At 65.2% G+C, this 22,815-nt stretch carries 23 protein-coding genes; 16 read left to right on the forward strand and 7 right to left on the reverse strand.

The genetic code is table 11. The annotated features are described in order from the left end of the window. The first annotated feature begins 79 nt into the window (after positions 1 to 79). The 3 genes from FQU96_RS06655 to FQU96_RS06665 all read left to right on the forward strand — a co-directional run bounded on the left by FQU96_RS06655 (position 80) and on the right by FQU96_RS06665 (position 2,933). On the forward strand, positions 80 to 1,534 hold the full coding sequence (locus tag FQU96_RS06655) for an amidase (RefSeq protein ID WP_146540094.1): 1,455 nt from the start codon (positions 80 to 82) through the stop codon (positions 1,532 to 1,534). A gap of 33 nt (positions 1,535 to 1,567) precedes the next feature. Next, positions 1,568 to 2,476: a dihydrodipicolinate synthase family protein gene (locus FQU96_RS06660; RefSeq protein ID WP_178130349.1), complete on the forward strand. Its 909-nt coding sequence runs from the start codon at positions 1,568 to 1,570 to the stop codon at positions 2,474 to 2,476. 169 nt (positions 2,477 to 2,645) lie between these two features. Then, a complete protein-coding gene (locus FQU96_RS06665) occupies positions 2,646 to 2,933 on the forward strand; it encodes a hypothetical protein (RefSeq protein ID WP_146540095.1) in 288 nt (95 codons plus the stop codon). Between the two features lie 123 nt (positions 2,934 to 3,056). Here the strand turns inward: FQU96_RS06665 and FQU96_RS06670 are convergent, their stop codons facing one another. Then, entirely contained in the window at positions 3,057 to 3,656 is a 600-nt protein-coding gene (locus FQU96_RS06670; protein WP_146540096.1) for a LysE family translocator, read from the reverse strand. Between the two features lie 81 nt (positions 3,657 to 3,737). On the opposite strand from FQU96_RS06670, the gene FQU96_RS06675 reads away from it, so the two are divergent. Next, positions 3,738 to 4,610, forward strand: a complete 873-nt coding sequence (locus tag FQU96_RS06675; RefSeq protein ID WP_146540097.1) for a LysR substrate-binding domain-containing protein — start codon at positions 3,738 to 3,740, stop codon at positions 4,608 to 4,610. Between the two features lie 32 nt (positions 4,611 to 4,642). Here FQU96_RS06675 and FQU96_RS06680 read toward each other — a convergent pair whose 3' ends face one another. After that, positions 4,643 to 5,356, reverse strand: a complete 714-nt coding sequence (locus tag FQU96_RS06680) for a TetR/AcrR family transcriptional regulator (RefSeq protein ID WP_178130350.1) — start codon at positions 5,354 to 5,356, stop codon at positions 4,643 to 4,645. A 132-nt stretch (positions 5,357 to 5,488) separates the two neighbouring features. Between FQU96_RS06680 and FQU96_RS06685 the strand changes: the two genes are divergently transcribed. The 3 genes from FQU96_RS06685 to FQU96_RS06695 all read left to right on the forward strand — a co-directional run bounded on the left by FQU96_RS06685 (position 5,489) and on the right by FQU96_RS06695 (position 8,863). Next, positions 5,489 to 6,028: a cupin domain-containing protein gene (locus tag FQU96_RS06685; protein WP_218574632.1), complete on the forward strand. Its 540-nt coding sequence runs from the start codon at positions 5,489 to 5,491 to the stop codon at positions 6,026 to 6,028. 14 nt (positions 6,029 to 6,042) lie between these two features. Beyond that, positions 6,043 to 7,263, forward strand: coding sequence for an ABC transporter substrate-binding protein (locus tag FQU96_RS06690; protein ID WP_146540100.1), 1,221 nt, complete (start codon positions 6,043 to 6,045; stop codon positions 7,261 to 7,263). Between the two features lie 163 nt (positions 7,264 to 7,426). Next, on the forward strand, positions 7,427 to 8,863 hold the full coding sequence (locus tag FQU96_RS06695) for an amidohydrolase family protein (protein WP_146540101.1): 1,437 nt from the start codon (positions 7,427 to 7,429) through the stop codon (positions 8,861 to 8,863). 434 nt (positions 8,864 to 9,297) lie between these two features. On the opposite strand, the gene FQU96_RS06700 is transcribed toward FQU96_RS06695, so the two are convergent. After that, positions 9,298 to 10,449 (reverse strand): iron-containing alcohol dehydrogenase, encoded by a 1,152-nt coding sequence (locus FQU96_RS06700; RefSeq protein WP_146540102.1) that lies wholly within the window; start codon positions 10,447 to 10,449, stop codon positions 9,298 to 9,300. 125 nt (positions 10,450 to 10,574) lie between these two features. Between FQU96_RS06700 and FQU96_RS06705 the strand changes: the two genes are divergently transcribed. The 6 genes from FQU96_RS06705 (at position 10,575) to FQU96_RS06730 (ending at position 15,925) form a co-directional block, all read left to right on the forward strand. After that, complete coding sequence (locus FQU96_RS06705) at positions 10,575 to 12,032, forward strand: alkaline phosphatase family protein (RefSeq protein ID WP_178130351.1); 1,458 nt, start codon at positions 10,575 to 10,577, stop codon at positions 12,030 to 12,032. Then, positions 12,025 to 12,528: a GNAT family N-acetyltransferase gene (locus FQU96_RS06710; RefSeq protein WP_178130352.1), complete on the forward strand. Its 504-nt coding sequence runs from the start codon at positions 12,025 to 12,027 to the stop codon at positions 12,526 to 12,528. Before FQU96_RS06705 ends, FQU96_RS06710 begins: the two co-directional genes overlap by 8 nt. A 110-nt stretch (positions 12,529 to 12,638) precedes the next feature. Continuing rightward, on the forward strand, positions 12,639 to 13,043 hold the full coding sequence (locus FQU96_RS06715) for a hypothetical protein (protein WP_146540105.1): 405 nt from the start codon (positions 12,639 to 12,641) through the stop codon (positions 13,041 to 13,043). A gap of 64 nt (positions 13,044 to 13,107) precedes the next feature. Next, entirely contained in the window at positions 13,108 to 13,980 is an 873-nt protein-coding gene (locus FQU96_RS06720; protein WP_146540106.1) for a GNAT family N-acetyltransferase, read from the forward strand. 126 nt (positions 13,981 to 14,106) lie between these two features. Next, entirely contained in the window at positions 14,107 to 14,574 is a 468-nt protein-coding gene (locus FQU96_RS06725) for an Hsp20 family protein (protein WP_146540107.1), read from the forward strand. A gap of 298 nt (positions 14,575 to 14,872) precedes the next feature. Further along, positions 14,873 to 15,925 carry an alcohol dehydrogenase gene (locus tag FQU96_RS06730; RefSeq protein ID WP_146540108.1) on the forward strand — a complete coding sequence of 351 codons (1,053 nt, stop codon included), beginning with the start codon at positions 14,873 to 14,875 and terminating at the stop codon, positions 15,923 to 15,925. A gap of 27 nt (positions 15,926 to 15,952) precedes the next feature. On the opposite strand, the gene FQU96_RS06735 is transcribed toward FQU96_RS06730, so the two are convergent. Continuing rightward, entirely contained in the window at positions 15,953 to 16,426 is a 474-nt protein-coding gene (locus FQU96_RS06735) for a hypothetical protein (protein ID WP_146540109.1), read from the reverse strand. A gap of 80 nt (positions 16,427 to 16,506) precedes the next feature. Further along, positions 16,507 to 18,165 carry an FAD-dependent oxidoreductase gene (locus tag FQU96_RS06740; protein ID WP_146540110.1) on the reverse strand — a complete coding sequence of 553 codons (1,659 nt, stop codon included), beginning with the start codon at positions 18,163 to 18,165 and terminating at the stop codon, positions 16,507 to 16,509. A 183-nt stretch (positions 18,166 to 18,348) separates the two neighbouring features. Between FQU96_RS06740 and FQU96_RS06745 the strand changes: the two genes are divergently transcribed. From FQU96_RS06745 to FQU96_RS06755, 3 genes are read left to right on the forward strand one after another with little or no spacing between them, the layout of a single operon-like run. Then, positions 18,349 to 19,377: a TRAP transporter substrate-binding protein gene (locus tag FQU96_RS06745; protein ID WP_146540111.1), complete on the forward strand. Its 1,029-nt coding sequence runs from the start codon at positions 18,349 to 18,351 to the stop codon at positions 19,375 to 19,377. A 30-nt stretch (positions 19,378 to 19,407) separates the two neighbouring features. After that, positions 19,408 to 19,950, forward strand: coding sequence for a TRAP transporter small permease (locus tag FQU96_RS06750; RefSeq protein ID WP_146540112.1), 543 nt, complete (start codon positions 19,408 to 19,410; stop codon positions 19,948 to 19,950). Beyond that, positions 19,947 to 21,461: a TRAP transporter large permease gene (locus FQU96_RS06755; RefSeq protein ID WP_146540113.1), complete on the forward strand. Its 1,515-nt coding sequence runs from the start codon at positions 19,947 to 19,949 to the stop codon at positions 21,459 to 21,461. Before FQU96_RS06750 ends, FQU96_RS06755 begins: the two co-directional genes overlap by 4 nt. 5 nt (positions 21,462 to 21,466) lie before the next feature. On the opposite strand, the gene FQU96_RS06760 is transcribed toward FQU96_RS06755, so the two are convergent. Both FQU96_RS06760 and FQU96_RS06765 read right to left on the reverse strand, forming a co-directional pair. Further along, complete coding sequence (locus tag FQU96_RS06760) at positions 21,467 to 21,841, reverse strand: PaaI family thioesterase (protein WP_146540651.1); 375 nt, start codon at positions 21,839 to 21,841, stop codon at positions 21,467 to 21,469. Between the two features lie 168 nt (positions 21,842 to 22,009). Then, positions 22,010 to 22,612, reverse strand: coding sequence for a superoxide dismutase (locus FQU96_RS06765; RefSeq protein WP_146540114.1), 603 nt, complete (start codon positions 22,610 to 22,612; stop codon positions 22,010 to 22,012). Positions 22,613 to 22,815: the final 203 nt, after the last annotated feature.

Genomic DNA, 22,815 nt, shown 5'->3' on the forward strand with positions numbered 1-22,815 from the left:
GTCCACTTTAGCGGCGCTGGCGTTCGACAGCCGCATCTTTCCCCCGCTATGGTGCCACCTTCGGAGGAGAACACCACGCATGACAGCTTTGCCGTTCCGCACCGCCCAGCAGCTTGCCGCCGCCGTGCGGTCGAAAAAGATCGGCTGCCTTGAACTACTGGACCTCTATCTCAAGCGCATCGAGCGGCATAATCCCCGGCTCAATGCTGTCATTGCGCTCGACGTGGCGGGTGCCCGCCAGCGCGCCAAGGCGGCCGACAAGGCCCTCGCCAAGGGCGATGTCTGGGGACCGCTCCACGGCGTGCCGATGACGATCAAGGAAAGCTACGACGTCGCCGGCATGCCGACCACGTGGGGCGACCCGGCGCTGCGCGCCAATATCGCCGCCCGCGACGCCCTGTCGGTGACGCGTCTGAAGGCGGCCGGCGTGACCTTGTTCGGCAAGACCAACGTGCCGCTCATGCTGGCCGACTGGCAGAGCTACAACGCCGTCTACGGCACCACCAATAATCCGTGGGACATTACACGCTCGCCCGGCGGTTCGTCGGGCGGTTCAGCCGCAGCGCTGGCCGCCGGCCTCACCGGCATCGAGGCCGGCAGCGACATCGGCGCGTCGATCCGCAACCCGGCGCATTATTGCGGCGTCTACGGCCACAAGCCGACCTGGGGCATTGTGAGCCCGCGGGGGCACGCGTTACCCGGCCGCGTCGCGCAAGGCGATATCTCCGTGATCGGCCCAATGGCCCGCAGTGCCGACGACCTGAAGATCGCGTTCGAGGCCATGGCGGGGCCGGACGACATCGATGGCGCCGGCTGGCACCTGAAGCTGCCCAAGCCGGCGCACAAGAAGCTGCGCGACTTCCGGGTCGCGGTGATGCTGGAGGATGCGAACTCTGCCGTCGACGACGAGGTGAAGACGCAGCTTCAGGACCTGGCCAATGTGCTGGGCCGCCACAAGGTGAAGGTCAGCGACACCGCCCGGCCGGATCTCGACACGGGCGAGTTGCACCGGATCTACATTCAGCTTCTGCGCTCGGCGACCTCGGGCCGCCAGACCGACGCGATGTTCGCACACAACCAGGCCGAGGTCAGCCGCCTGTCGGCCGACGACCAGAGCTACTATGCCCAGATGACCCGGGCTAACACGCTGAGTCATCGCCACTGGCTGGCCGCCAACGAACGGCGCCATCAGTTGCGGCTGCGGTGGGCTGAATTCTTCCGCGAGTACGACGTGCTGCTGTGCCCGGCCGCCGCCTCGGCGGCGTTCCCGCACGACCACGAGGGCGAGCGCCACGAACGCACCATCGAGGTCAACGGCAAGCGCGTGCCGACGACCGACCAGCTGTTCTGGGCCGGCCTCAACGGCGTCTGCTACCTGCCCGGCACGGTGGCGCCGATCGGCCTGACGAAGCGGGGATTGCCGGTGGGCGTCCAGATCATCGGCCCCCAGTACGGTGACCGCACCTGCCTGCGCTTCGCGCGCCTGCTGGAGCGCGAGCACTATGCATTCGTGCCGCCGCCGGGCTACGATTGATGCCGGCCGATCACGGAGAAAAAGAGAGACCGCATGACGTTCCGGCCCCGCGGCATCTGGCCGATGCTCTATGCCTTCTTCGATGTGAACGGAGCGCTCGACCGGCCGGCCATGCGTCGCCAGGTCGAGGCCTGCGTCCGCGAGGGCGCGCACGGCCTGGCCGTGCTCGGTCTTGCCACCGAGGTCAACAAGCTCACCGATGCCGAGCGGCGGACCTTGGTCGCCTGGTTGGCCGAGGACCTTGACGGACGGCGTCCTTTCGCCGTGACCGTTGCCGGCAACACGTCCGACGAGCAGATCGCGTTCGCCCGGTTCGCCGCCGATGCCGGGGCCGCCTGCGCCATCCTGCAGCCGCCCCGCATCGAACCGCTCGACGAGCAGACCTTGATGCGCTTTTTCGGCACCGTGGCCGACGCCAGCCCGCTCCCGGTCGGCATTCAGAATGCGCCCGAGTATCTCGGTGTCGGGCTGACGCCGGCAACCATCAAGACCCTGCATCGCAACCATCCCAACGTCGCGCTGATCAAGGGCGAGGCCCCGGCGATCACCATACGGCGCCTGATCGAAGAGACCGATGGCGCGATCACCGTGTTCAACGGTCGCGGCGGCCTGGAACTGCTCGACAATCTGCGTGCCGGCTGCGCCGGCATGATCCCAGCACCGGATTTCTTCGATCGCCAGGTCCGCATCTTCGCCCTGATGCAGTCGATCGACGATGCCGAGAACGAGAGCGTCGCCGAAGACCTCTATCGCGAGATGCTACCCGGCATCGTGTTCGTCATGCAGGCGCTCGACACTCTGGTCTGCTACGGCAAGCGCATCGCCGCGTGGCGCCTCGGCTTGCAGGGCGAAGTCCATGACCGCGCGCCCGCGCTGACCCCGACCCGCTTCGGCCTCGACGCCGCCCGCCGCTTTGCTTCGGCGCTCGGACCGTTGGCCTAGAATTCTCTTCCGCTCCGGAAGCGTCGATCGTCATCGTGCCGCGATCGGTGGCCGGCCTATGGACACATCACGCTCGGCAATCACGAAATCTGAAGCGCCTCCTCCAAACGGACGATGCGACGGAACATCAAGTCTCCGATGATGGCCGGCGACAGGGGGCGCATCATGGATGACCGTCGAGCCAGGCTCGTGGTCGGAAAAAGTGCGCACACTGGTCCATGGGGGAGATAGATCGATGTTTGTTATCTTCACGGGCCCGCTCAATGCTCACGCCAAGCTCGCGACGCGGACCAAAATGCCGAAGTCTTTCGAATCATACGAGGATGCGCGCGAATTCCTGGTGAAGCACCTCAAGCGCGATTTTCCCAAGCACGACTATGATGCCGACAGCGAAATCTGGTGGGCACGCAAGGAAACGGCCGGACCGGCCACGGGCTTCAGCATCGAACAGGCATGACTTCGGTGCGGTAGCGGGTCGCCAAGGGCGTTGCCGAGGCCGCCGGCATTTGCCGACGGGCGGATGCCGGAAACGCCAGGATACTGACCCGATCCGCCGCGCCGGCGGACTCTGACCGACGCCTCATGACATCCACATCGGGATGATCGAAGCCACGAGCAACAGGCTCAATATGACGTTGACCGCCCGCCACTGTCCCGCCGTGCGCAGCACGCGCGACAGCAGCGATCCGCCGAGACACCATGCGGTCAGCGACAAAGAAGCCGCCAGGCCGAACGTCAGCGCCAGGACGATGGCCCGCCGTACCGGGTCCGATGCCACGGTGGCGAACGAGGTCGCCGCCGCCAGGGCCATCGCCCACGCTTTCGGGTTGAGCCACAGCAGCAGAAGGCCACCCCAGAACGATGTCGGCGCGGCACCGTCGTGCGAACCCACAGGGGGCGGCCCGCTGCTGGCGATCTTCCAGGCCAGCCAGAGCAGATAAACCGTCCCGATCACCTTCATGATCGATTGAAGCGCAGGCGCCGCCTGCAGCGCCGCCGCCAGGCCGACAGCGGCCAAACCGGCGAGTGCGGCCAGGCCCGCCGCGATACCGACCAGCAACGGCACACTGCGGCGGAAGCCGAAGCGGACACCCGATGCCGTGGCCAGCGTCGTCGCCCCGCCGGGGGTTGCCGTGGCGACGAACGCGAAGAGTGCCAACGAGAGAACGGTTTCCAGCATCGTGCTCGGCTTTGCCGTGCGGCATTGCATTATAAAAGGCAATCTTCATAATATTTGACATTAGCTATCCTAATGAACGTGATGGCTCGCAATATCGATACCGGACTGCTGCGCACCTTCGTGACGACTGCAGACATGACCAGCATGACTGCCGCAGCCAATGCGCTGCACCTCACGCAAGGCGCGGTCAGCCAACAGATCCGGCGCCTGGAAGAGATGTTCGATAGCGTCCTGTTCACGCGCGACCGGCGCGGCCTGAGGCTGACCAATGACGGCGAACGCCTGCTCGGTCGGGCCCGGCAGCTGCTAAGTCTGAACGACGACATCTGGACGGCGATGACCACATCGGACATCACCGGCGAGATCCGGTTGGGCGTGCCGTATGACCTGGTGGGCACCTATCTGCCGCCCGCCTTGAAGGCGTTCGCCCACAGCCATCCGCAGGTGAACATCACGCTGGTCTGCGCCGCTTCGCCGGAACTGACCGCCGCCCTGGCCGCCGGCGCGATCGATCTGGCGGTGCTCGAAGAACCGGCTGGGCCCTCGAGCGGCGAATGCCTGGCCGTCGAGCGGCTGGTCTGGGTCGGCTGCCAGGGTGGCTCTACCTACCTGAAGCGTCCCTTGCCAGTGTCGGTGATCAGCGACACCTGTGCCTTTCGACCGGCGATCTTCGCCGCCCTGCGCCAGCACGGCGTGGAATGGCGCACCGTCTTCGACAACGGCAACATCGATGCCACGATCGCGACCGTGCGCATGGATCTCGCCGTGACCGCATGGCTCGCCTCAACGGTGCCTGCGGATCTCGCCGTGCTCGGTGTCGATTCAGCCCTGCCCGCGCTGCCGCCCTTCGCCATCAACCTGTACCTGCCGGCGTCGTCAGGCGCTCATCGCGGCGCCAGCGAACTGGCGCAGCACCTGCGCAAGGCTTTCGCACGCTCGCAACGGGTGCGGTGAGCCGTGGCCCAAACAGGCGAAGGCTTCGCCTTCTAGGGCACCACCGGCGTGGATTGTGCCGGCGCGCTCATGGCGCCGACCAGATAGCGAACCAGGGCTTCTTCGGTTGCTGCAGCATCGGACGGATCGGCGGTTCCGGCGGAGAGACGAACAAGCCGATGACGTGGTGAAAGATCGCTCACGGTGAGGACAACCGTGCTCACCATGAAGGTATAGCGCCAGTAGAATTCCGGCCGCGGAATTTCGGGACAGCACTGCGCCAGGGCGCCGACAAATCGTTGCGCGAGAGGATCGAAATGTTTTTTGATCAAGCGCATTGTCGTCGATGTCGGTCGAAGGCGGTGCTGCAAAATAAGCTGCGCCAGCAACGCGCCTTCGGTCTTCATCGCCGGATCGACATACGGGCGAATGAAAGCCCGAACGACACTGGCGAGGTCAGGTCGGGCTGATCGCCCTGCCGCATCGCGCAAAACACGCTCAAGGTCGTCGATACGGCGCTTGGAAATTCGAATCGCCAACTGCTCGAAAACGAGCTCGGCAAGCTTCGCCTTGCTTCCAAAATAGTAGTTGATGGCGCCGACATTGACTTTGGCGTGCCCCGTCAGCTCGCGAACGGACACGTTGTCGATCCCTTTTGCCGCGAACAGTTCGATCGCCGTCTCGACAATTCGCTCACGAGCCGCAGCATCGCCGGCAGCAGCAACAGACGTCATACCTTTACGTTCACCCCTGTCGAAGATCGACATTGTAGCCCCTCCCAGCCCAGTCACAACAAGGGTGGTGCGGTGCGCTATATAAAACACTTGTTTCAAACATCTGTTTGACATCGAAAGCGCATGCACCTACCTTTGCCGGCAAGCATGACGAGGGAGCCAGCGGTGCAGGATTTGACGAAACCCATTCGCCGACTGGTTACCGGCACCGATGCGCAAGGACGATCTTGCTTCGTCGAGGATGGACCATCGCGCGCCGTGAAACTCGTCGCCGACCGGCCGGGATACAGAGTCACCAACATATGGTGCACGACGCCCGGCTCCCAGGTCGACGCGCCGGAAGCCACCGCGCAGATCGCGGGGTTGTTGCCGCCCAAAGGCGGCACCGTGCTTCGGATCATTGATTTCCCCGCAGAGCCGGCGGACGGCGCGGCACGGGACGCAGCTCTCAAAGCGACTTTCCGTGACCTGTATGGGGATGCGCAACACGGCTCCGACAAGAGTGCCCATCCCGGCATGCACGAGACACCGACAGTGGACTACGCACTGGTGCTGGCGGGAACGATCATCGCGATCATGGAGACTGGGGAGCTCGAGATGAACGCGGGCGATGTGCTCGTGCAGCGGGGAACAATGCACGCCTGGGCCAATCGATCCTCGCAACCGGCGCGCATGGCCTTCGTGCTCATCGACCCAGACCGCTAACGAGGGAGGATGCGATGCGACAGCTGAAACGACGGCATCTTCTTATCGGCGGCACCGCAGCCGCGGCCTGGACACCCACCATACTTCGGGCAGACAGCAGGTACGACCCGGGTGTCAGCGATCGGGAAATCAAGCTCGGCAACACCATGCCCTACAGCGGCCCGGCCTCGGCCTATGGCGTGACCGGCAAGGCCGTTGCCGCCTATTGGACCATGGTCAACGACCAGGGCGGCATCAACGGCCGCAAGGTGACATTCATCAGCTACGACGACGCCTACTCGCCGCCGAAGACGGTCGAAATGGTGCGTAAGCTCGTCGAGGAGGACCGCGTCTTTGCGATCTTCATGTTGCTGGGCACGGCGCCCAACACCGCCGCCCGCCGGTATCTGAACGGGAAGAAGGTACCCCAGCTTTTTGTGGCATCCGGCGATTCGAAATTCGGCGACCACGCACAGTATCCCTGGACCATGGGTTGGCAGCCCAACTACGTGACCGAAGGCGGCGTCTACGCGAAACACATCCTGGCAAATCACCGAGACGGCAAGATCGGCATCCTGTGGCAGAACGACGACTCGGGGAAAGACTACACGCGCGGCTTCATGAAGGCCCTCGGCAAAAACAACGAAAAAATGGTGGTCGCGTCCGTAAGCTACGAAATATCCGATCCCACGATCGAGACTCATATCATTCAGCTCAAGAGCGCCGGCGCCACGGTCTTCGTGAATCTTGCAACACCCAAGGCCGCCGCACAGGCAATCCGCAAAGCTGCCGAGATCGGCTGGAAGCCGGCCCAGTATCTCGCCGTCATCTCCGCGTCGATCGCTGCCGTGCTCAAGCCGGCGGGCCTGGACAACAGCAAGGACATCGTCACGGCCGCCTTCCTCAAGGATCCCACGGACAATGAATGGGCGAACGCACCCGATTTCATCGCCTGGAAAGCATGGATGGCGAAATACCTGCCGGACGCCAATCCGGCGGAGTACTACAACGTCTACGCCTACGCCGGCGCGGCGACGATGCACCATTGCCTGACGCGTTGTGGTGATCTGCTGACTCGCGCGAACCTGATGAAGCAGGCCGTCAGCATGCGCGACGTCGCGATCCCCCTGGTACTCCCGGGGATCACGCTGAACACCAGCCCAACCGATTTCTATCCCATCCAGTCCGTGCGCCTGCAGCGCTTCAATGGCGAGTCCTGGCAACAATTTGGCGCCGTCATTCACGGTGACGACTAGTATTCGGAATCACGGATACAGCTGTCATCCGGAGCGCAGCGAGGGATCTTCTGCAAGTGATGCACGGGTGCGCCTGCATCAAAAGATCCCTCGCTGCGCTCGGGATGACAGTTCCGCCTCACCTTTCACCGATAGCCGGCACTAGGTTGACAGGAGACCTGCCGTGAAAAAACTCATCCGGAACGCGTTCGTGGTGTCGGTCGATCCCGCCGTCGGAAACATCGATGGTGCGGACATACTGATCGACGACGGCCGCATTGCCGCCATCGGCCGCGGGATCGACGCCGCTGATGCGGAAATCATCGATGCCGCCGGACACATCGCATCACCCGGCTTCGTCGATACACATCACCATATCTGGCAAAGCATCATCCGCGGCATCACGACGGACTGGTCGTTGGGCGACTATCTGGCGGGCATTCGCATGTTCATCGCCCGCCTCTACTCGCCCGAGGACATGTACGTGGCACAGCTGAGCGGCGCGTTGCAGGCCCTTCACGCGGGCGTCACGACCACGGCGGACTACTGCCACAACCTCAACTCGCCCGACCACGTCGAGGAAAGCATCAGAGGTGTAAAGGACTCCGGGGCTCGGATCGTCTGGTGCTATGGGTTCAATCAGCCGCCGCTGTCCAATCCCGCCTTCCCTGACTTCCGGGCTCGTGCGGATTATCTCGTTCGAACGGCACGTGATCACTTCACCGACCGCAATGCCCTCGTCACACTCGGCGTATGCCCCGAGGAGTCAGGGTTTTGGCCGGATATCGAGTCGGGGCGTGCCCAGTTCGAGAGCGCGCGAACGGTGAATGCCAGGCTGTTCTGGCACGCCAACAGCACGCGCAACGCCATCACAGGCACCCCGAACGTTGACGCCGGCCGTGCCATCGACGCGGGATTGCTTGGTCCGGACACCGTGCTGGTTCATATGAATAGCGCCACGGCAGCGGAATGGCGGCAGGTTGCGGATTGCGGTTGCCATGTATCCATAACGCCCGAAACGGAAATGCAAATGAACATGGGTTGGCCCGTCATCGGCCAGACCATGACACATGGAATCAACCCCTCCGTCGGCATCGATATTATTTCGAACAACAGCGCTGATCTTCGCTTCCAGTTGCGCCTGCTGCTGCAGGCCCAGCGCTGGGCGCAAACCGCTGATAAAACCGGCGTACTCTCATCGGGCGTGTCATTGAGCGCTGCACAGGCGTTGACGTGGGGGACCCTGAACGGCGCCCAGGCACTGGGCCTGGATCACATGATCGGCTCACTCACGCCCGGCAAGCAGGCGGATATTCTTCTGCATGACATGCGGGGGATCACGACCGCAGGATGGGATCGGTCGCAACCGGAAGCAACGCTGCTTCTTCAGTGCGGCATCGACACCCTGGCAACCGTCCTTGTCGGCGGCAAGGTCGTCAAATCGGGCGGCCGTCTTGTTGCCGACGAGGCAGAGGTATGCCGGAAGGCGGAAGCCGGAAATGCACGGATATTGGACCGGATCCGCGATAACGGCGGGCTCCGTCGCGCGCTCGACGAAAACCTGCGCCGCTATATCAAGCCATCCGACGAAACGGGCCGGGCCGTCTATTCCTACAGCTGAGCACGCCTAGTACCTGGAATCAGCTGTCATCCCGAGCGCAGCGAGGGATCTTTCGATGCGGCGCACCCGTGCGTCACTTGCAGAAGATCCCTCGCTGCGCTCGGGATGACGATCGCTACTCACATTCGAGCGATAGATGGTACTAGCCAGGACGAATGTTTATTTTTGTTCCGCTTGTTGCCTGGTCGGCCGATCCCAATATGCGCTCATCGATCAGCATCGATGGGTGATGCCGAGGTCGCTGTCGTTGGAGTCGCCCGATGTCCAGGGCAGTGCCGCACGCGTCCTATCGTCCCACCGTGGCGCGGCGGCGCGGCACAACGGCGAATTGTTGTGATTGTTGTCATTGTTGTCACGCGTTTGGGAGAGGGCGTTTTGTCCCCGGGGACGCCTGCGGGCCCTTTCCGCTTTCGCGCAATTCGCGCAAGGCAATGTCACGCCCCGTAGGACGCTTCCATCAGCCCGACATATTCCGCCTTGGTCGGCTGCCGGGGTGTCGTCGCGTGGCAGTGATCACCGAGAGCACCGTCGGCGACAGCGGAGAAGACGCTGTCCGACACGCCCATCGCCTTCAATCCCGTCGGAATACCGATGCGCGCATTCATCGCCGACACCGCATCGGCGAGGCCCTCGGCCGTTGCCTCGCGCTCGGGCAAACCGATCACCTGGGCCATGCGCGCGATCTTGTCGCCCACGACAGGCGCGTTGAAACGGATCACCGCCGGCATATAGACGGCGTTGAGCGTGCCGTGATGCAAGCGCAGGCCTTTCAGCGCGCCGGTGGGATGCGACAGCGCGTGCACGGCACCCAGCCCCTTCTGGAAGCACATCGCGCCTTCCATCGCTGCCATCGCCAGGTTCCAGCGCGCCTCTCGGTCACCGCCGTCCTTCACCGCGCGCTCGAGGTGACGCCACGCCTTGTCGAGACCGTCCAGCGCGATCGCCTCGGCCGGCGGGTTGATGGAGGGCGCCATGAACGTTTCCATGCAATGCGCGATGGCATCCATGCCGGTACCGGCGGTGAGATGCGGCGGCAGGCCCAGGGTCAGCTCGGGATCGACCAGCGCCAGCCGCGGGATCAGGTTGGGACTGCCGATGGCGAGCTTGCGGCCGCTGTCCATGATGATGACGCCGCCGCGGCTCACCTCGCTGCCGGTGCCCGACGTGGTCGGGATGGCAACGATGGGCGCCACTTTGGGCGTGATCCTGGTCATGCCGCCCTCGACCATGGCGTAGGGCTGCAGCGAGTCGCCAGGATGCGTCGCCATCAGGCCGACCGCCTTGGCGAGGTCCATCGGCGAGCCACCACCGATGGCGATGATGCCGTCGCAGCCCTGGTCCTTGTAGAGCGCCAGCGCATCGCGCATGGCGGCCTCGGTCGGGTTCTCCGGCGTGCCGTCATAGACCGTCACCGGCATGTTGCCGGGCAGCTGAGCCTTCACTTTGTCCCAGATGCCGGCGGCGATGACGCCCTTGTCCGTGATCACCAGCGGCCGGCGCATGCCCAGCAGCTGCAGCTCGGCGTCGAGCTGCTTGATCGCACCGAAGTCGAACTGGATGCGGGTGAGATAGGTGATCAATGCCATGGCTTCCTCCCGATGCTGCGCCAGCATAGCGGCCGCCGGACGTCATACAACATTCATGGCGCGATCATTGCAGCGCACCGGTCGCCTCGCCCATAGTTGCGCATCGTATGGCGGAGGAAGCGCGGGTGACTGACACCAGAAGCCTGATTGTCGTGTTCGACGGGCTGCGGCCGGATATGGTGACTCCGGCGCTGATGCCGCACCTGCACGCCTTCCAGTCCGCCTACAGCCGCTTCCCGAAGAGCCGGTGCGTCTTTCCCAGCGAGACGCGCGTCAATGCCGCGGCACTGGCCACCGGCTGCACGGCCGGCCGACATGGCGTCGTCGGCAATCAGTTCCATGCCGCCGCCGTTTTTCCCGACCGCTGGATCCGCACATCGGAGCGCGAGGACCTGCTGGCTGCCGACGCCGTCTTTACCGGCGGCCTGATCCAGGTGCCGTCGCTGGGCGAGCGCTTGGCCGCAGCCGGCCGGACGCTGGCCGCCGTGTCGACAGGCTCGACCGGGTCCGGCTGGCTGGTGCATCACCGCGCCGAGGCGCTGGGCCAGTTCCGCTGGTCGGTGCACGGGCCACTGCACAGCACGCCTGCCGATGCCTGGGCCGAGATTGAACGGCGCTTCGGACCGCCACCGGCGACAGCGACGCCGCAGACGCCCCGCATCGATCACGCAACCACGATCCTGCTCGACTACGTTCTGCCGACGCTGGATCCCGACGTCGCGATCCTGTGGTTCACCGATCCTGACTATACCTATCACTACCGCGGCATCGGATCGCCCGAGACGGTGGCGGCGTTGCTCGGTGTCGACGCCGCTTTCGGACGCATCATCGATGCCTGGCAGCGCGCACCCGATCGCGATCGGCGCGCGATCTTCGTGGTGTCGGACCACGGGCATATCACCAATCGGGACCGCATCGATCTCGCAACAGCGATGACATCGGGCGGCTTTTCAGTCGACACCCAGGCCGACGGCCCCGCCGACCTGGGGCTGGTGCCGGGCTCGGCCGCGGCGTTGACCCTTCGCCGCCGCGACAACGGACTGTCGCGCGCCGTCGTCGACTGGCTCGCCGAGCAACCCTGGTGCGGTGCGTTGTTCAGCGATGGACCGGACGCCACGGCCGGTGCCATTGCCGGTACGCACAACCGCGGGCTGCTGGGCCTCGGCAGTGGGCGGACTGCCGATCTGGTGTTCACCCTGGCGCACGATGATGCACCAGGCGACGGCGGCTGGGCGGGCGGCGGCCTGCACGACAGCAACCTGCCGCCAGCAGGCGGCAACCATGGCGGCCTGCATCCGCGCGAGATGAACAACATGCTGCTGGCCGCCGGCGCGGCGTTCCGCACCGGTTTCGTCTCGCCTTGCCCGGCTGGCATCATCGACGTAACGCCCACGGTCCTGCACCTGCTGGGACTGTCCGCCACGGGATGCGATGGCCGTGTACTGAGCGAAGCCTTGATCGATGGCGACATGCCGGTCCATGAGACGCGGCGCCTGGCGATGGCCGCCGGCCGCCACGCCCATCACGTCACCATTTCCCGCGTCGGCACGACGCAATATGTCGATGGTGGCGGCCGTGACTGAGACCATCATCATCCGCCCCGCGACGGCCGCCGATGCCGCCGACATCGCCGGCATGATCAACGCCGCGTTCGCACCGTACCTGGGCCGATTGAAACCGGGGCCCAGCGCGCTCAAGGAAACCGCCGAGACAATCGCGCCGCAACTGGCACCGCCCGGCGGCGGTGCCGTCGCATTGTGCGTCGACGGCACCGGCCGTGCATCCGCAATCGCCGGCACCGTGCTGTTCAAGCCGGAGGCTGATGATCTTTATTTCGGCCGCCTCGCCGTGCCCCAGGCACAGCGCGGGCACGGCATCGCCGGCGCCCTGATCCGCTTCGTCGAGGACGAAGCCCGGCGGCGCGCCTGCGCCGGCATCGTGCTGGGGGTGCGCATCGCGCTGCCGGAGAACCAGCGTCTTTTCGTGCACCACGGCTTCGCTGAAGTATCGCGCCATGCCCACGACGGGTATCCCGAGCCGACCTGGATCCGGATGCGCAAGCGGCTGACATCAGGGTGACCGCTTGCCGCTGCGGCGGCATGTCAAACTCTTGTCGTGGACGTGCGCTGTAATAGATCTAAGGTTCGCGTTGAGTCGCGTTTCCTGACACCAAGACAGCGAGGAACGCCATGACCATCGATCGCCAGAGCGAGCACGTGCGCGATGGCCTGCGCCGCCAGAGCGAGGCCTTCTGGGATTTTCAGGACCGACTGCTCGATCACATGGAGCGCATGAACCACACCTGGTTTCGCCGCCGCCACGAAGGCACCCACGCCGCACTGAAAGCCGCATGCAGCATGTGGACCAGCGCGACACCGGCCGATGCCATGCAGGTCTACTTGGGCTGGGCCAACGGCAGCATCGAGCGGCTGACCCGGGATGCGCTTGACGTGCAGATGCACGGCAACATCTTCGCCAACCTGATCCTGGGCGCCACGCACCAGGTCATGGGCGGACCGTCCGAGGCCGGCCAGGCCGACATCATGACGCCCACCGAAGCCGATCCGCCGGTGACCCTGAGGAACGCCGCATAAGGAAGATGCAGGCCCCCTCCGCCGTATATATAGATACCTGTGGGGCGAGTCGGAGGGGAGCATCATGGCCGAGGTCACCGTGCGCGTGCTGCGCGAGGAGCATCGCGAGGCGCTGGCGGCGTTTTTGAACAGGCGCCCGGACACCCACGTCTTCCTGCGGTCCAACCTGGCCAAGGGCGGCATGGAGGATGACGGCAAGCGCAACGACGGCACCTGGGTCGGCACGGTGAGGGACGACGGCACCGTCACCTCGGTGGCGGTGCTGCTCAGCAGCGGCGTCTGCCTTCTGCAGACGCCAGCCCACATCCACGAGATCCTCGACATGCTGGCGGCCGCGGCGCCACGGCAACCGACGATGATGTGCGGGCCGACGGATCAAATCGAGCACGGGCTTCTGCATGGCCTGGTGCGCGATCGCTCCCTGCAGAGCCGCCACGATGCTGTCGTCATGAACCTGGCCGTGGCGCAGCTGCGCGTGCCGCCATCGCTGGAGACCCGGCAAGTCGACGCCCGCCCGCCGATGGGCGAGGAATTGGCGCTGCTGGGCGAATGGCACGCTGCGTTCAACGACGAGGTGTTCAGCGACCCTCGCTCACCCGAGGCCGATCTCAAGGCCCGGCAATGGGTCCGTGCCGTCCACGACGAGCGGCGCGATACGATCGCCACTGTCGAGGACAAGCCGGTGTCCTATTGCGCCATCACGGCCAGCCTCGACGACGAGGTCAACATCGGCGCCGTCTACACGCCGCCCGAACTGCGCGGCCGCGGCTACGCGCAATGCGCCGTCGCCGCCACGCTGCGCGATGTGGCCCGGGACGGCGTGCAGCGGGCCTGCCTGACGGCCATGAAGGACAACCCGTCGTCGATCCGCACCTACACTGCCATCGGCTTCACACCGGCCTTCGACTGGACCATCGCCCGCTTCTTCCCGGAGTGATAGGGGCACTTGAACCCGCCCGCAGCGACCCCATCTCATAGCTGTCGCCGATGCCCATCAGGGGCGGCGATACCCGGCCCGCCACAAGGGGCCACCAGATGCATCGCTCACAGGAGGGTGTAACCCATGCGTGCTTTCGATTTTTCGCCGTTGTTCCGTTCGACCGTCGGTTTTGACCGGGTCTTCCAGCTCCTGGACACCGTGTCCAACGAGAGCGCCGGCAACGGTTATCCGCCCTACAACATCGAGAAGTCCGGCGACAGCGGCTACCGCATTACGCTGGCCGTGGCTGGTTTCACGGACAAGGATATCGAGGTCGTCCAGCAGGAGAACGCGCTGCGCGTCTCCGGCAAGATCGTCGACCGCGACACCAACGGCAACGGTAACGGCAGCTACCTGCATCGCGGTATCGCGACCCGTGCGTTCGACCGCCGCTTCGAGCTCGCCGACCACGTGCGGGTGACGGGCGCGGCGCTGGAGAACGGCCTGCTCCACATCGACCTCGTGCGTGAGGTGCCGGAGGAGAAGAAGCCGCGCGTCGTGCCGATCGCCGGCCCGGCGGCGAGCCGCCCGGCCCTGCAGGCCGCCGAGTAACCACCCAGGCTGCGGCCCGTCGGCCGCAGGACATCACCACCATCCCTCCCGGCGGGTTGCGCCGGGAGCCCCCACCGCGCCGGCTGCATCGGCGCGCGAAGACGGCCCGGGTCCATCTCCCCCCACCAGCCCGGGTCGTCGTGGAGGGCGTCGCGAGCGCTCGCGGCGCCCTCATTTTTTGACCAGCGGGCAGAGCCCAAATCCGCGTCGCGATGCGAGCGGAACAACAGGGTGGCGCAGCGCCCGACGCCTCTCCTACACTTCGCCCCGATCGAAGCCCGGTGGAGGAAGTGCGCCCATGAAAAGCTACAAGGTCGTTGAATTCGGCAAGCCGCTGCAGCGCGTCGAGGAAGCGACGCCGACACCCACCGGCAGCCAGGTCCTGGTCCGCATCACCGCCGCCGGCGTCTGCCACAGCGACGTGCATCTGTGGGAGGGCTACTTCGACATGGGTGGCGGCAACAAATACTCCACCCAGAAGACGATGAACCCGCCGCGCACCATGGGCCACGAGATCGTGGGCGAAGTGGCGGCGCTGGGTCCCGACACCAAAGGTGCCACGGTCGGCCAAAAGGCGGTGGTCTATCCCTGGATCGGTTGCGGCAAGTGCTGGTACTGCACGACGGGCATCGAGCATCTCTGCGCGACGCCGCAGGCGCTGGGCGTCAATGCCGACGGCGGCTACGCCGACCACGTGCTGGTGCCGCACGCCAAGTACCTGTTCGACTACACTGGCGTGCCGACCGAGCTTGCCTGTCTCTATGCCTGCTCCGGCATCACCGCCTTCGGTGCGGTGAAGAAGGCACAGGGCAATGACGGCGGCAAGCCGGTGCTGGTGATCGGCGCCGGTGGCGTTGGCCTCATGGGCGTGCAGTTCGCGCGCGTCGTGCTGGGCCGCGATCCCATCGTGGCCGACATCGATCCCAAGAAGCGCGAGCTTGCCCTGCAGCAGGGTGCCTGCGCCGCCATCGACCCGCGCGATGCCGATGCACGCAAGCAGGTGATGGCGCTGACCGGCGGGACCGGCGTCGGCGCGGCGCTGGACTTCGTCGGCGCCGAGTCGACCGCCCAGTTCGGCCAGCGCGTGTTGGCGCGCGGCGGCCGGCTGATCATCGTCGGCCTGTTCGGCGGCACCTTCTCCACGCCGCTGCCGATGTTCGCCTTCACCGGCGCCCAGTTCATCGGCTCGGTGACCGGCAGCCCCGCCGAGATGGCCGAGATGATGGCGCTGGTGCGCGCCGGCAAGGTGACGCCGGTGCCGCTCACCACCCGCAAGCTCGATGACGCTGATGCCGCCCTTCAGGACCTGCGCAAGGGCGTCATCATGGGCCGTGCGGTGCTGGTGCCCTAGCGCCGGCGCCGCTGACCACTGCCCCGATCAGGCGCAGGCATCGATCAGTTTCTGCGCCTGCTCCCTGGCGCCGGCCAGGGGAATCCTGTCCGTGCTGCCCGGTACGCGGATCGTGAGCGTGCGGCCTTCGGTGAGGATCCGCCGCAGCGATGGATCCAGTCTCGTCGTCGCGTGCAGCATGAACGAATCGTCCATCGCCAGGCGCTCCCCCGTGGCGTTCAGCACGACCTGTCCGCTCTCCGAGGCGAGGACCACGTCGACGCGCATGCCATCCTTCGCGTCCGCTGGTTCGACGATAACGGAAACCGTGAGCGCCTTCGTGGCCGGATCGCAGGAGAAGCTGATCGCCATGTCATCGGAGTCGGGCGTTCCATAGGCCAGCACGACACTGCCCACGTTGGCGGTCCCGATCCACTGCCGTTCGTCGGCCGAGGCGGTTCGTGCGCACGACAGCGCCGCCACCGCGGCGAGAATGACGGACTTTGCCCACCATGCCCTCATAATCGGACCTCTGACCCCTTGGTGAGACGCGAGGCAACAGCCTGCACTGTGCGCCAATGCTGGCTGGGTGCCGGCATTTCTCACGTGTTCTCCCGCACGATGTTGAGCCCGCAGATGTAGCCCCATGTCAGGCAGGGTCCGATCGTTGTGCCCGCCCCCACGGCCCGGGTCCCGATCGGGTTGGCCATGGCATTGCCGGCGCAGTAGAGGCCGCCGATGATGCTGTTGTCGGGCCGTAGCACCTGACCGCGTGCGTTGGTGCGCGCACCGCCCTTGGTGCCAAGGATCGAGCGGTTGAACGGCACGGCGACGAACGGGCTTTTCTCAATGGGGGACAGCGCCGGGCTTGCCTTACCCGCGACATACCGCTCCCAGGCGCTCTCGCCCCGATGGAAGTCGTCGTCCCTGCCGGCCATGGCAAAGCCGTTGAAGCGGGCGACGGTGTCGAGCAGCGCTTGTGATGGGACGCCGATCGCCTGCGCCAGCGCGGGCAGGCTACGCGCGCGGCGCAGGAAGCCCGACTCCAGCCGTGCGAGCCAGGGAAGCAGAACTGTGTGATGGAGAAAGCGGCGGTCGCCGATGATCCAGGCCGGCAGGTGCAGCGGCTGCCCGGTGGCCGGGTCGCGCCGATCCAGCGCTTCGCCGATATTGTAGTCGTATTCGCTGACGAACCGGCGGCCGTGGCGATCGACGATCAGGCAATGCGGCGAAGCCTGCAGGATGATCGGCATGCCGTGCCGCCGACCCTGATAGATCGTCGGCACGGTGGGATAGATGTTGGCCTGGTCCATGCGCTCCATCAGGGCGCCGACCGACTCGGCCATGCGCTGGCCATCGCCCGTGTTGGTCCGGGGGCTTGCCAGCCGATCGACCGGGCCCGGGAAATGGCGCGCCAGCCGCTCGGGATCCCATTCAAAGCCGCCGCTCGCCAGGACGACTCCCTGCCGGGCAAGCACCACGACAGGCTTGGCGCGGGCTGTGTACTCGATCCCTTCGATGCGGCCCGTCTCCTGGTTCTGGACCAGACGATGCACGCGGGCGTCCGTGACAATGCGACAGCCCCGGCGCAGACAGGCCTCCAGCAATCCGGCGATCAGTGCGCTGCCGCAGCCGACCCGATCCGCCAGCACCCGCTGCAGCCACGTGGGCCAGAAGCGCAACGCCGTCGCAATCGGGCGGCGATACGGCTGATAGGATTTCACCTCGTTGTAGGTGAACCGGTGGGGCAGCGTGGAGCGCCGGATCTTTCGCGCGTAGGGCCGCACGATGCGGCGGCTGAGGATGGCGGGCGATAGCATGCGACCGAACGGCTTGCCCCCTGGCGCCTCGCAGATCGGATCCGGTTCATGCACCAGCTCGAAGCGCAGCTGGGAGTTCTGCTCAAGGAACCGCAGCATATCCGGCGCATGATGCACGAAACTCTCCCACAGGGGTCGCTCCTTCTCGATCCAGCCGTCCGGCGCGGTGGCGCACAGATAGATCAACGCCGCTTCGGCGCTGTCGGCGATACCGGCGTCCCTGGCGTGATGGTTGTTGGGGATCCATGTGCCGGCGCCAGACATGGCGCTGGTGCCGCCGATGAGCTCACTCTTTTCCAGGATGACGACGCTGGCGCCATTCACGGCCGCTGCTAGCGCAGCCGACAGGCCGGCCGCGCCCGATCCGATCACAATGACGTCGACAGGTCCCACCGCCTCGTTCGAGTGGTGCCGCGCGGTGGCAGAGATTGATCCCGTCATGGTGCCTGGTGGTGATCGACCACACCACCATACGACAAGTCTCACAGGTTCTGCCGCCGTTCATTCTGGGCACGAGCAGATCCTGGCTGTCGAGCCGGCGTTGAACGCCGCTTTCGAGTCATCTAAGGTTGGGCCAATGCGGTGCGTCAGACATAACAACCGCACCGTTCAAGGGAGGGTGATGTGAAACGCGTACTCGCCCTGGCCGGCACGGCTTTTCTGGCCGCCGGCCTTGCTGGCGGAGCCCAGGCGCAGACCGAACTGACGTTCTCGACCTGGGTTCCAACGTCCCACACGCTCGTGACCTACGGCTTCGTGCCGTGGTTCCAGGAGGTCGAAAAAGCCACTGGCGGTAAGCTCAAATTCCGGGTGCTGCCCAAGCCGGTCGCTGCCCCCAACCAGCACTACGACGCGGTGGTCAAAGGTCAGATCGACGTCTCCTTTGCTACCTACGGTTATCAGCCTGAGCGCTTCATGCCCTACCTGATCGCCGAGCTGCCGCAGCTGGGTGAAACGGCCGTGGACAATGGCGTCGCCCTGTGGCGCATCCACAAGAAGTACTACGAGAAACTGGCGATCCACAAAGACGTGCATCTGATCGGCGTGATGACCCATGGGCCGGGCATGATGCACCACACCCAGAAGCCGATCATGACCCCGGCCGACCTGAAGGGTCAGAAGATCCGCGTCGGCGGCGACGTACCCAAAGCCATCGTCGAGCATTTCGGCGGCGTCGTGATCACACAGCCTGCCCCGAAGTCCTACGAGATCCTCTCGCAGGGCATTGCCGACGGAATCTTCTTCCCGGGCGAGTCGCTCAGAAGCTTCAACATCACCAAGCTTGTCCCCCACACCACCTACGTGAAGGGCGGCCTCTACTCGTCATCGTTCTGGTTCGGCATCAACAAAGCAGTATACGAAAAGCTGCCGGCAGACGTGAAGGAGGTACTGGACAAGATGGGCGGTGAAGCGTTTGCGCGCTTCATGGGGGAGAAGAGCTGGGACCGCGCCGATGCCGAGAGCCTGGCGCTGGCCAAGGAGAACAAGAACACCTTCCAGCACGCCGCGCCGGAGCTGGTGGCTGAACTGACCAAGCTCACAGCCAAGCTCGAAGCGGACTACGCAGCGCAGCTCGACAAACTCGGCCTGCCCGGCAAGCAGGTGATCGCCGATTTCCGCGCCGAGGTGGCGAAGGTCGCGGCCGGTAAATAGGCGCGCGGCCACGCGCGGGAGGGCCTGGGGATGGGCGATTCACCCGGAGCGCCGGCGCGCGGAACGTCGCTCGACGTCGTCGTGGAGCGGTGGGCGTCACGCACCCTGGGCATCGTGGCCGCGCTGACGCTGTTTGCGATGATGGTGCTGACCTTCGTCGACGTCTGGGGCCGTTATCTGCTGAGGCAACCGGTCTTCGGCGGCTATGAAGTCACCGAATTCCTGATGGGCGTGCTGATCTTTTCAGGCCTGCCCATCCTTTGCGCCCGCGAAGGGCACGTCTCGATCGACGTCTTCGACCCGCTGATCCCGAAGCGATGGCGTCGCCCGCACCTCGCGACCGTCAATCTGGTGAGCGCCGTGGCACTGGGTGTGCTTGCCTGGCGCATGTTCATCCAGGCGGCGGAGCTGTCGCGCAACCACGAAGTCACGATGACGCTCAAGATCCCGCATGGGCCCTTTGCCCTGCTCTTTGCCGTGCTCTCGGCCGCGGCCTGCCTTGCCTGTCTTGCCGTGTTCTGGGCGTACCTGCGCGGCGCGCGCCAGCCTATCGAAGGCGAGTCCGCGACATGACGATAACGCTTATTGCGTTTGCCGTCCTGCTGGTGATCTCGTTCGCGCGCGTGCCAATCGCCTTCGCCATGGGAATCGTGGGCTTTGCCGGTTTCGCCATGTTGCGCGGCGTCGAACCGGCGCTGGGCCAGCTCGAAAAGGTCGCGTTCGCGACCGGCATCAACTACGAGCTCACGGTGCTGCCCCTCTTCATCCTGATGGGCAACTTTGTGACCAGCGCGCGCCTGTCGGAAGATCTCTATGCCGCGGCCAACGCCTTCCTGGGTCACCGGCGTGGCGGGCTGGCGATGGCCACCATCGTTGCCTGCGGCGGCTTCTCCTCTGTCTGCGGCTCATCGATGGCCACGGCGGCGACGATGGCCAAGGTGGCGATGCCGTCGATGCGGAAGTACGGCTACGCCGACAAGCTCGCCGTGGCGTCGATCGCCAGCGGCGGCACGCTCGGCATCCTGATCCCTCCGTCGACCATCATGGTCATCTACGGGATCATGACGCAGACCAACATCGGGCATCTCTTCGCGGCGGGTATTCTGCCGGGCGTCGTCGCCATCCTGTTCTACCTGCTCGCCGTGCAATGGATCGTTCGCACCGACCCCGCAGCCGGACCACCCGCGGAACGCAAGGGTTGGCGCGAGCGGCTGGCGACGCTGCGCGGCGTGGGTTGGTTCCTGGCGCTGGCGGTCGCGCTGTTGCTGGCGACCCGGATCTATCGGGCCAATCCCGAGAGCTGGCTTTCGCTGGGCATCGACTGGTCGCGTTCGGCGCCGGGCCAATACCTGCTCGACCCGGTCACAGCCGGCATCGTCGGCATGGTTGCCGTCTTCGCCCTGGCGCTGGTGTTTCGCGGCGTCGTCGGCGTGATCGCGCTGTTCCTGCTGGTCATGGTCGGCATCTACGGCGGCATCTTCACGCCGACCGAGGCGGCCGGCATCGGCGCCGCCGGCGCATTCCTCTTTTCCCTGCTCCATGGCGGGATGACACTGGCCAAGCTCTATCAGGTGCTGCTCGACAGCGCGGTTACCACCGCGATGATGTTCACCGTGCTGATGGGCGCGATCCTGTTCTCCGACTTCATCAACTTCACCGGCTTCGCTGAAGCGCTGGTGACCTTCGTCAACGGTCTGGGCATCGACCGTTGGGGCGTCCTCTTCGCCATCGTGATCATCTACATCATTCTCGGCACCGCGATGGAGGAGCTGTCGATGATCCTCCTGACGGTGCCGGTGTTCTTCCCGTTGGTGATGTCGCTCGGCTTCGATCAGGCGCTGGGCGTACCGCCCGGGCTGGTGGCGGTCTGGTTCGGGATCCTCATCGTCTGTGTCGTCGAGATCGGCATGATCAGCCCACCGGTCGGCGTCAACATCTTCGTCCTGCGCAGCGTACTGCCGGACGTGCCCACGAGCCTGATCTTTCGAGGCGTGATGCCGTTCTTCACCATGGATTGCCTGCGCATCGCGGTGCTGACGGCCTTCCCCATCATCTCGATCTGGTTGCCCTCGCACATGCGCTGACGCCACTACTTCGGCAGCAGCACCAGTTGCGTCTGCAGCGTCTGGCTCAGCAGCTTGCCGGCCTCGTCGTAGAGGCGGGTCTGCCAGACGCTGGTGCGGCCGCCGACATGCAAGGGCGTTGCTTCGGCGCGCACCTTGCCGGCCTTGCAGCCGGCGAAGAAATTGGTCTTCGACTCCAGCGTCGTGGTGCCGGCACCGGCCGGCAGATTGAGGAACGCCGCCGTCGCCCCGACCTGGTCGGCCACCGCCATCAGCGCGCCGCCATGCAAGGTACCGCCCACCGTACAGAGGTCCGGCCGCCAGTCGAACTCGGCCACCACCTTGTCCTTGCGCGCCTCGATCACCTTCAGACCCAGCACAGTGCCGAACAGGCCCTGCATGCGCTCGTTGATCGCGTCGGCCGCGTTGTCGGACATCACACTCTCCATCCCGCTTTTTGATGTCCCTTGGTAGCCGGCGACGGCGGGGTCAGCAATTACCTTCGACGTTATAGGAGCACCAACAAAAACGGGGCCCGCAGGCCCCGTTCGTCGTCTCGGCGGGTCTGATCAGGCCGCCTTCTCGAGGTTGGCGTTCACGAAGTCCCAGTTCACGAGATGCTCCATGAAGGTCTCGATGTACTTGGGACGCGCGTTACGATAGTCGACGTAGTAGGCATGCTCCCAGACATCGATGGTGAGCAGCGCCGTCTTGCCGTGCACCAGCGGCAGGTCGGCATTGCCGGTCTTCATTACCGAGAGCTTGCCGCCGTCGAGCACCAGCCAGGCCCAGCCGGAGCCGAACTGCGTGGTGGCCGCGTCCTTGAAAGCCGCGAGAAACTTGTCGTAGCCGCCGAGGTCGCTGGCGATCTTGCGCGAGATAGCGCCGCTCGGCTTGCCGCCGCCATTGGGCTTCATGCTGTTCCAGTAGAACGTGTGGTTCCACACCTGGGCAGCGTTGTTGAAGATGCCGGCCTTCGCCGCGTCCTTGGACGCCGCCTGGATCACGTCCTCCAGCGGCATCGACGCCATCGGCGTATCGGCCACCAGCCTGTTCAGGTTGTCGACGTAAGCCTTGTGATGCTTGCCGTGGTGAAAGTCGAGCGTCTCGGCCGAGACATGCGGCGCAAGCGCATCCTGGGCATAAGGCAACGGTGGCAACTCAAATGGCATCTCTGACTCCGTTTTATCCGCAAGTGATGAGGCGTTGATCCCACGGCATCAACGCTCCATCTCCCATGTGGCTCCATGGGGTCGGCAGGAAACCGTTGTTACGTCAGCCCTGCAATGCGTGTGCCGCGCATGCGGCAAAACGCGCATGGCATACACGAATCGAAGCGGGGCCCCGAAGGGCCCCGCTCTGCTGCATCGTGACA

The sequence above is a fragment of the Reyranella sp. CPCC 100927 genome, from assembly GCF_007859315.1.
GTDB lineage: Bacteria > Pseudomonadota > Alphaproteobacteria > Reyranellales > Reyranellaceae > Vineibacter.

Coding starts and splice junctions, on each gene's coding strand:
- FQU96_RS06660 (WP_178130349.1), top strand. CDS start 1,568: ATGACGTTCCGGCCCCGCGGCATCTGGCCGATGCTCTATGCCTTCTTC.
- FQU96_RS06680 (WP_178130350.1), bottom strand. CDS start 5,356: ATGTCGATCTTCGACAGGGGTGAACGTAAAGGTATGACGTCTGTTGCT.
- FQU96_RS06765 (WP_146540114.1), bottom strand. CDS start 22,612: ATGCCATTTGAGTTGCCACCGTTGCCTTATGCCCAGGATGCGCTTGCG.
- FQU96_RS06670 (WP_146540096.1), bottom strand. CDS start 3,656: ATGCTGGAAACCGTTCTCTCGTTGGCACTCTTCGCGTTCGTCGCCACG.
- FQU96_RS06740 (WP_146540110.1), bottom strand. CDS start 18,165: ATGACGGGATCAATCTCTGCCACCGCGCGGCACCACTCGAACGAGGCG.
- FQU96_RS06755 (WP_146540113.1), top strand. CDS start 19,947: ATGACGATAACGCTTATTGCGTTTGCCGTCCTGCTGGTGATCTCGTTC.
- FQU96_RS06690 (WP_146540100.1), top strand. CDS start 6,043: ATGCGACAGCTGAAACGACGGCATCTTCTTATCGGCGGCACCGCAGCC.
- FQU96_RS06715 (WP_146540105.1), top strand. CDS start 12,639: ATGACCATCGATCGCCAGAGCGAGCACGTGCGCGATGGCCTGCGCCGC.
- FQU96_RS06760 (WP_146540651.1), bottom strand. CDS start 21,841: ATGCAGGGCCTGTTCGGCACTGTGCTGGGTCTGAAGGTGATCGAGGCG.
- FQU96_RS06730 (WP_146540108.1), top strand. CDS start 14,873: ATGAAAAGCTACAAGGTCGTTGAATTCGGCAAGCCGCTGCAGCGCGTC.
- FQU96_RS06725 (WP_146540107.1), top strand. CDS start 14,107: ATGCGTGCTTTCGATTTTTCGCCGTTGTTCCGTTCGACCGTCGGTTTT.
- FQU96_RS06720 (WP_146540106.1), top strand. CDS start 13,108: ATGGCCGAGGTCACCGTGCGCGTGCTGCGCGAGGAGCATCGCGAGGCG.
- FQU96_RS06750 (WP_146540112.1), top strand. CDS start 19,408: ATGGGCGATTCACCCGGAGCGCCGGCGCGCGGAACGTCGCTCGACGTC.
- FQU96_RS06735 (WP_146540109.1), bottom strand. CDS start 16,426: ATGAGGGCATGGTGGGCAAAGTCCGTCATTCTCGCCGCGGTGGCGGCG.
- FQU96_RS06655 (WP_146540094.1), top strand. CDS start 80: ATGACAGCTTTGCCGTTCCGCACCGCCCAGCAGCTTGCCGCCGCCGTG.
- FQU96_RS06700 (WP_146540102.1), bottom strand. CDS start 10,449: ATGGCATTGATCACCTATCTCACCCGCATCCAGTTCGACTTCGGTGCG.
- FQU96_RS06665 (WP_146540095.1), top strand. CDS start 2,646: ATGACCGTCGAGCCAGGCTCGTGGTCGGAAAAAGTGCGCACACTGGTC.
- FQU96_RS06675 (WP_146540097.1), top strand. CDS start 3,738: ATGGCTCGCAATATCGATACCGGACTGCTGCGCACCTTCGTGACGACT.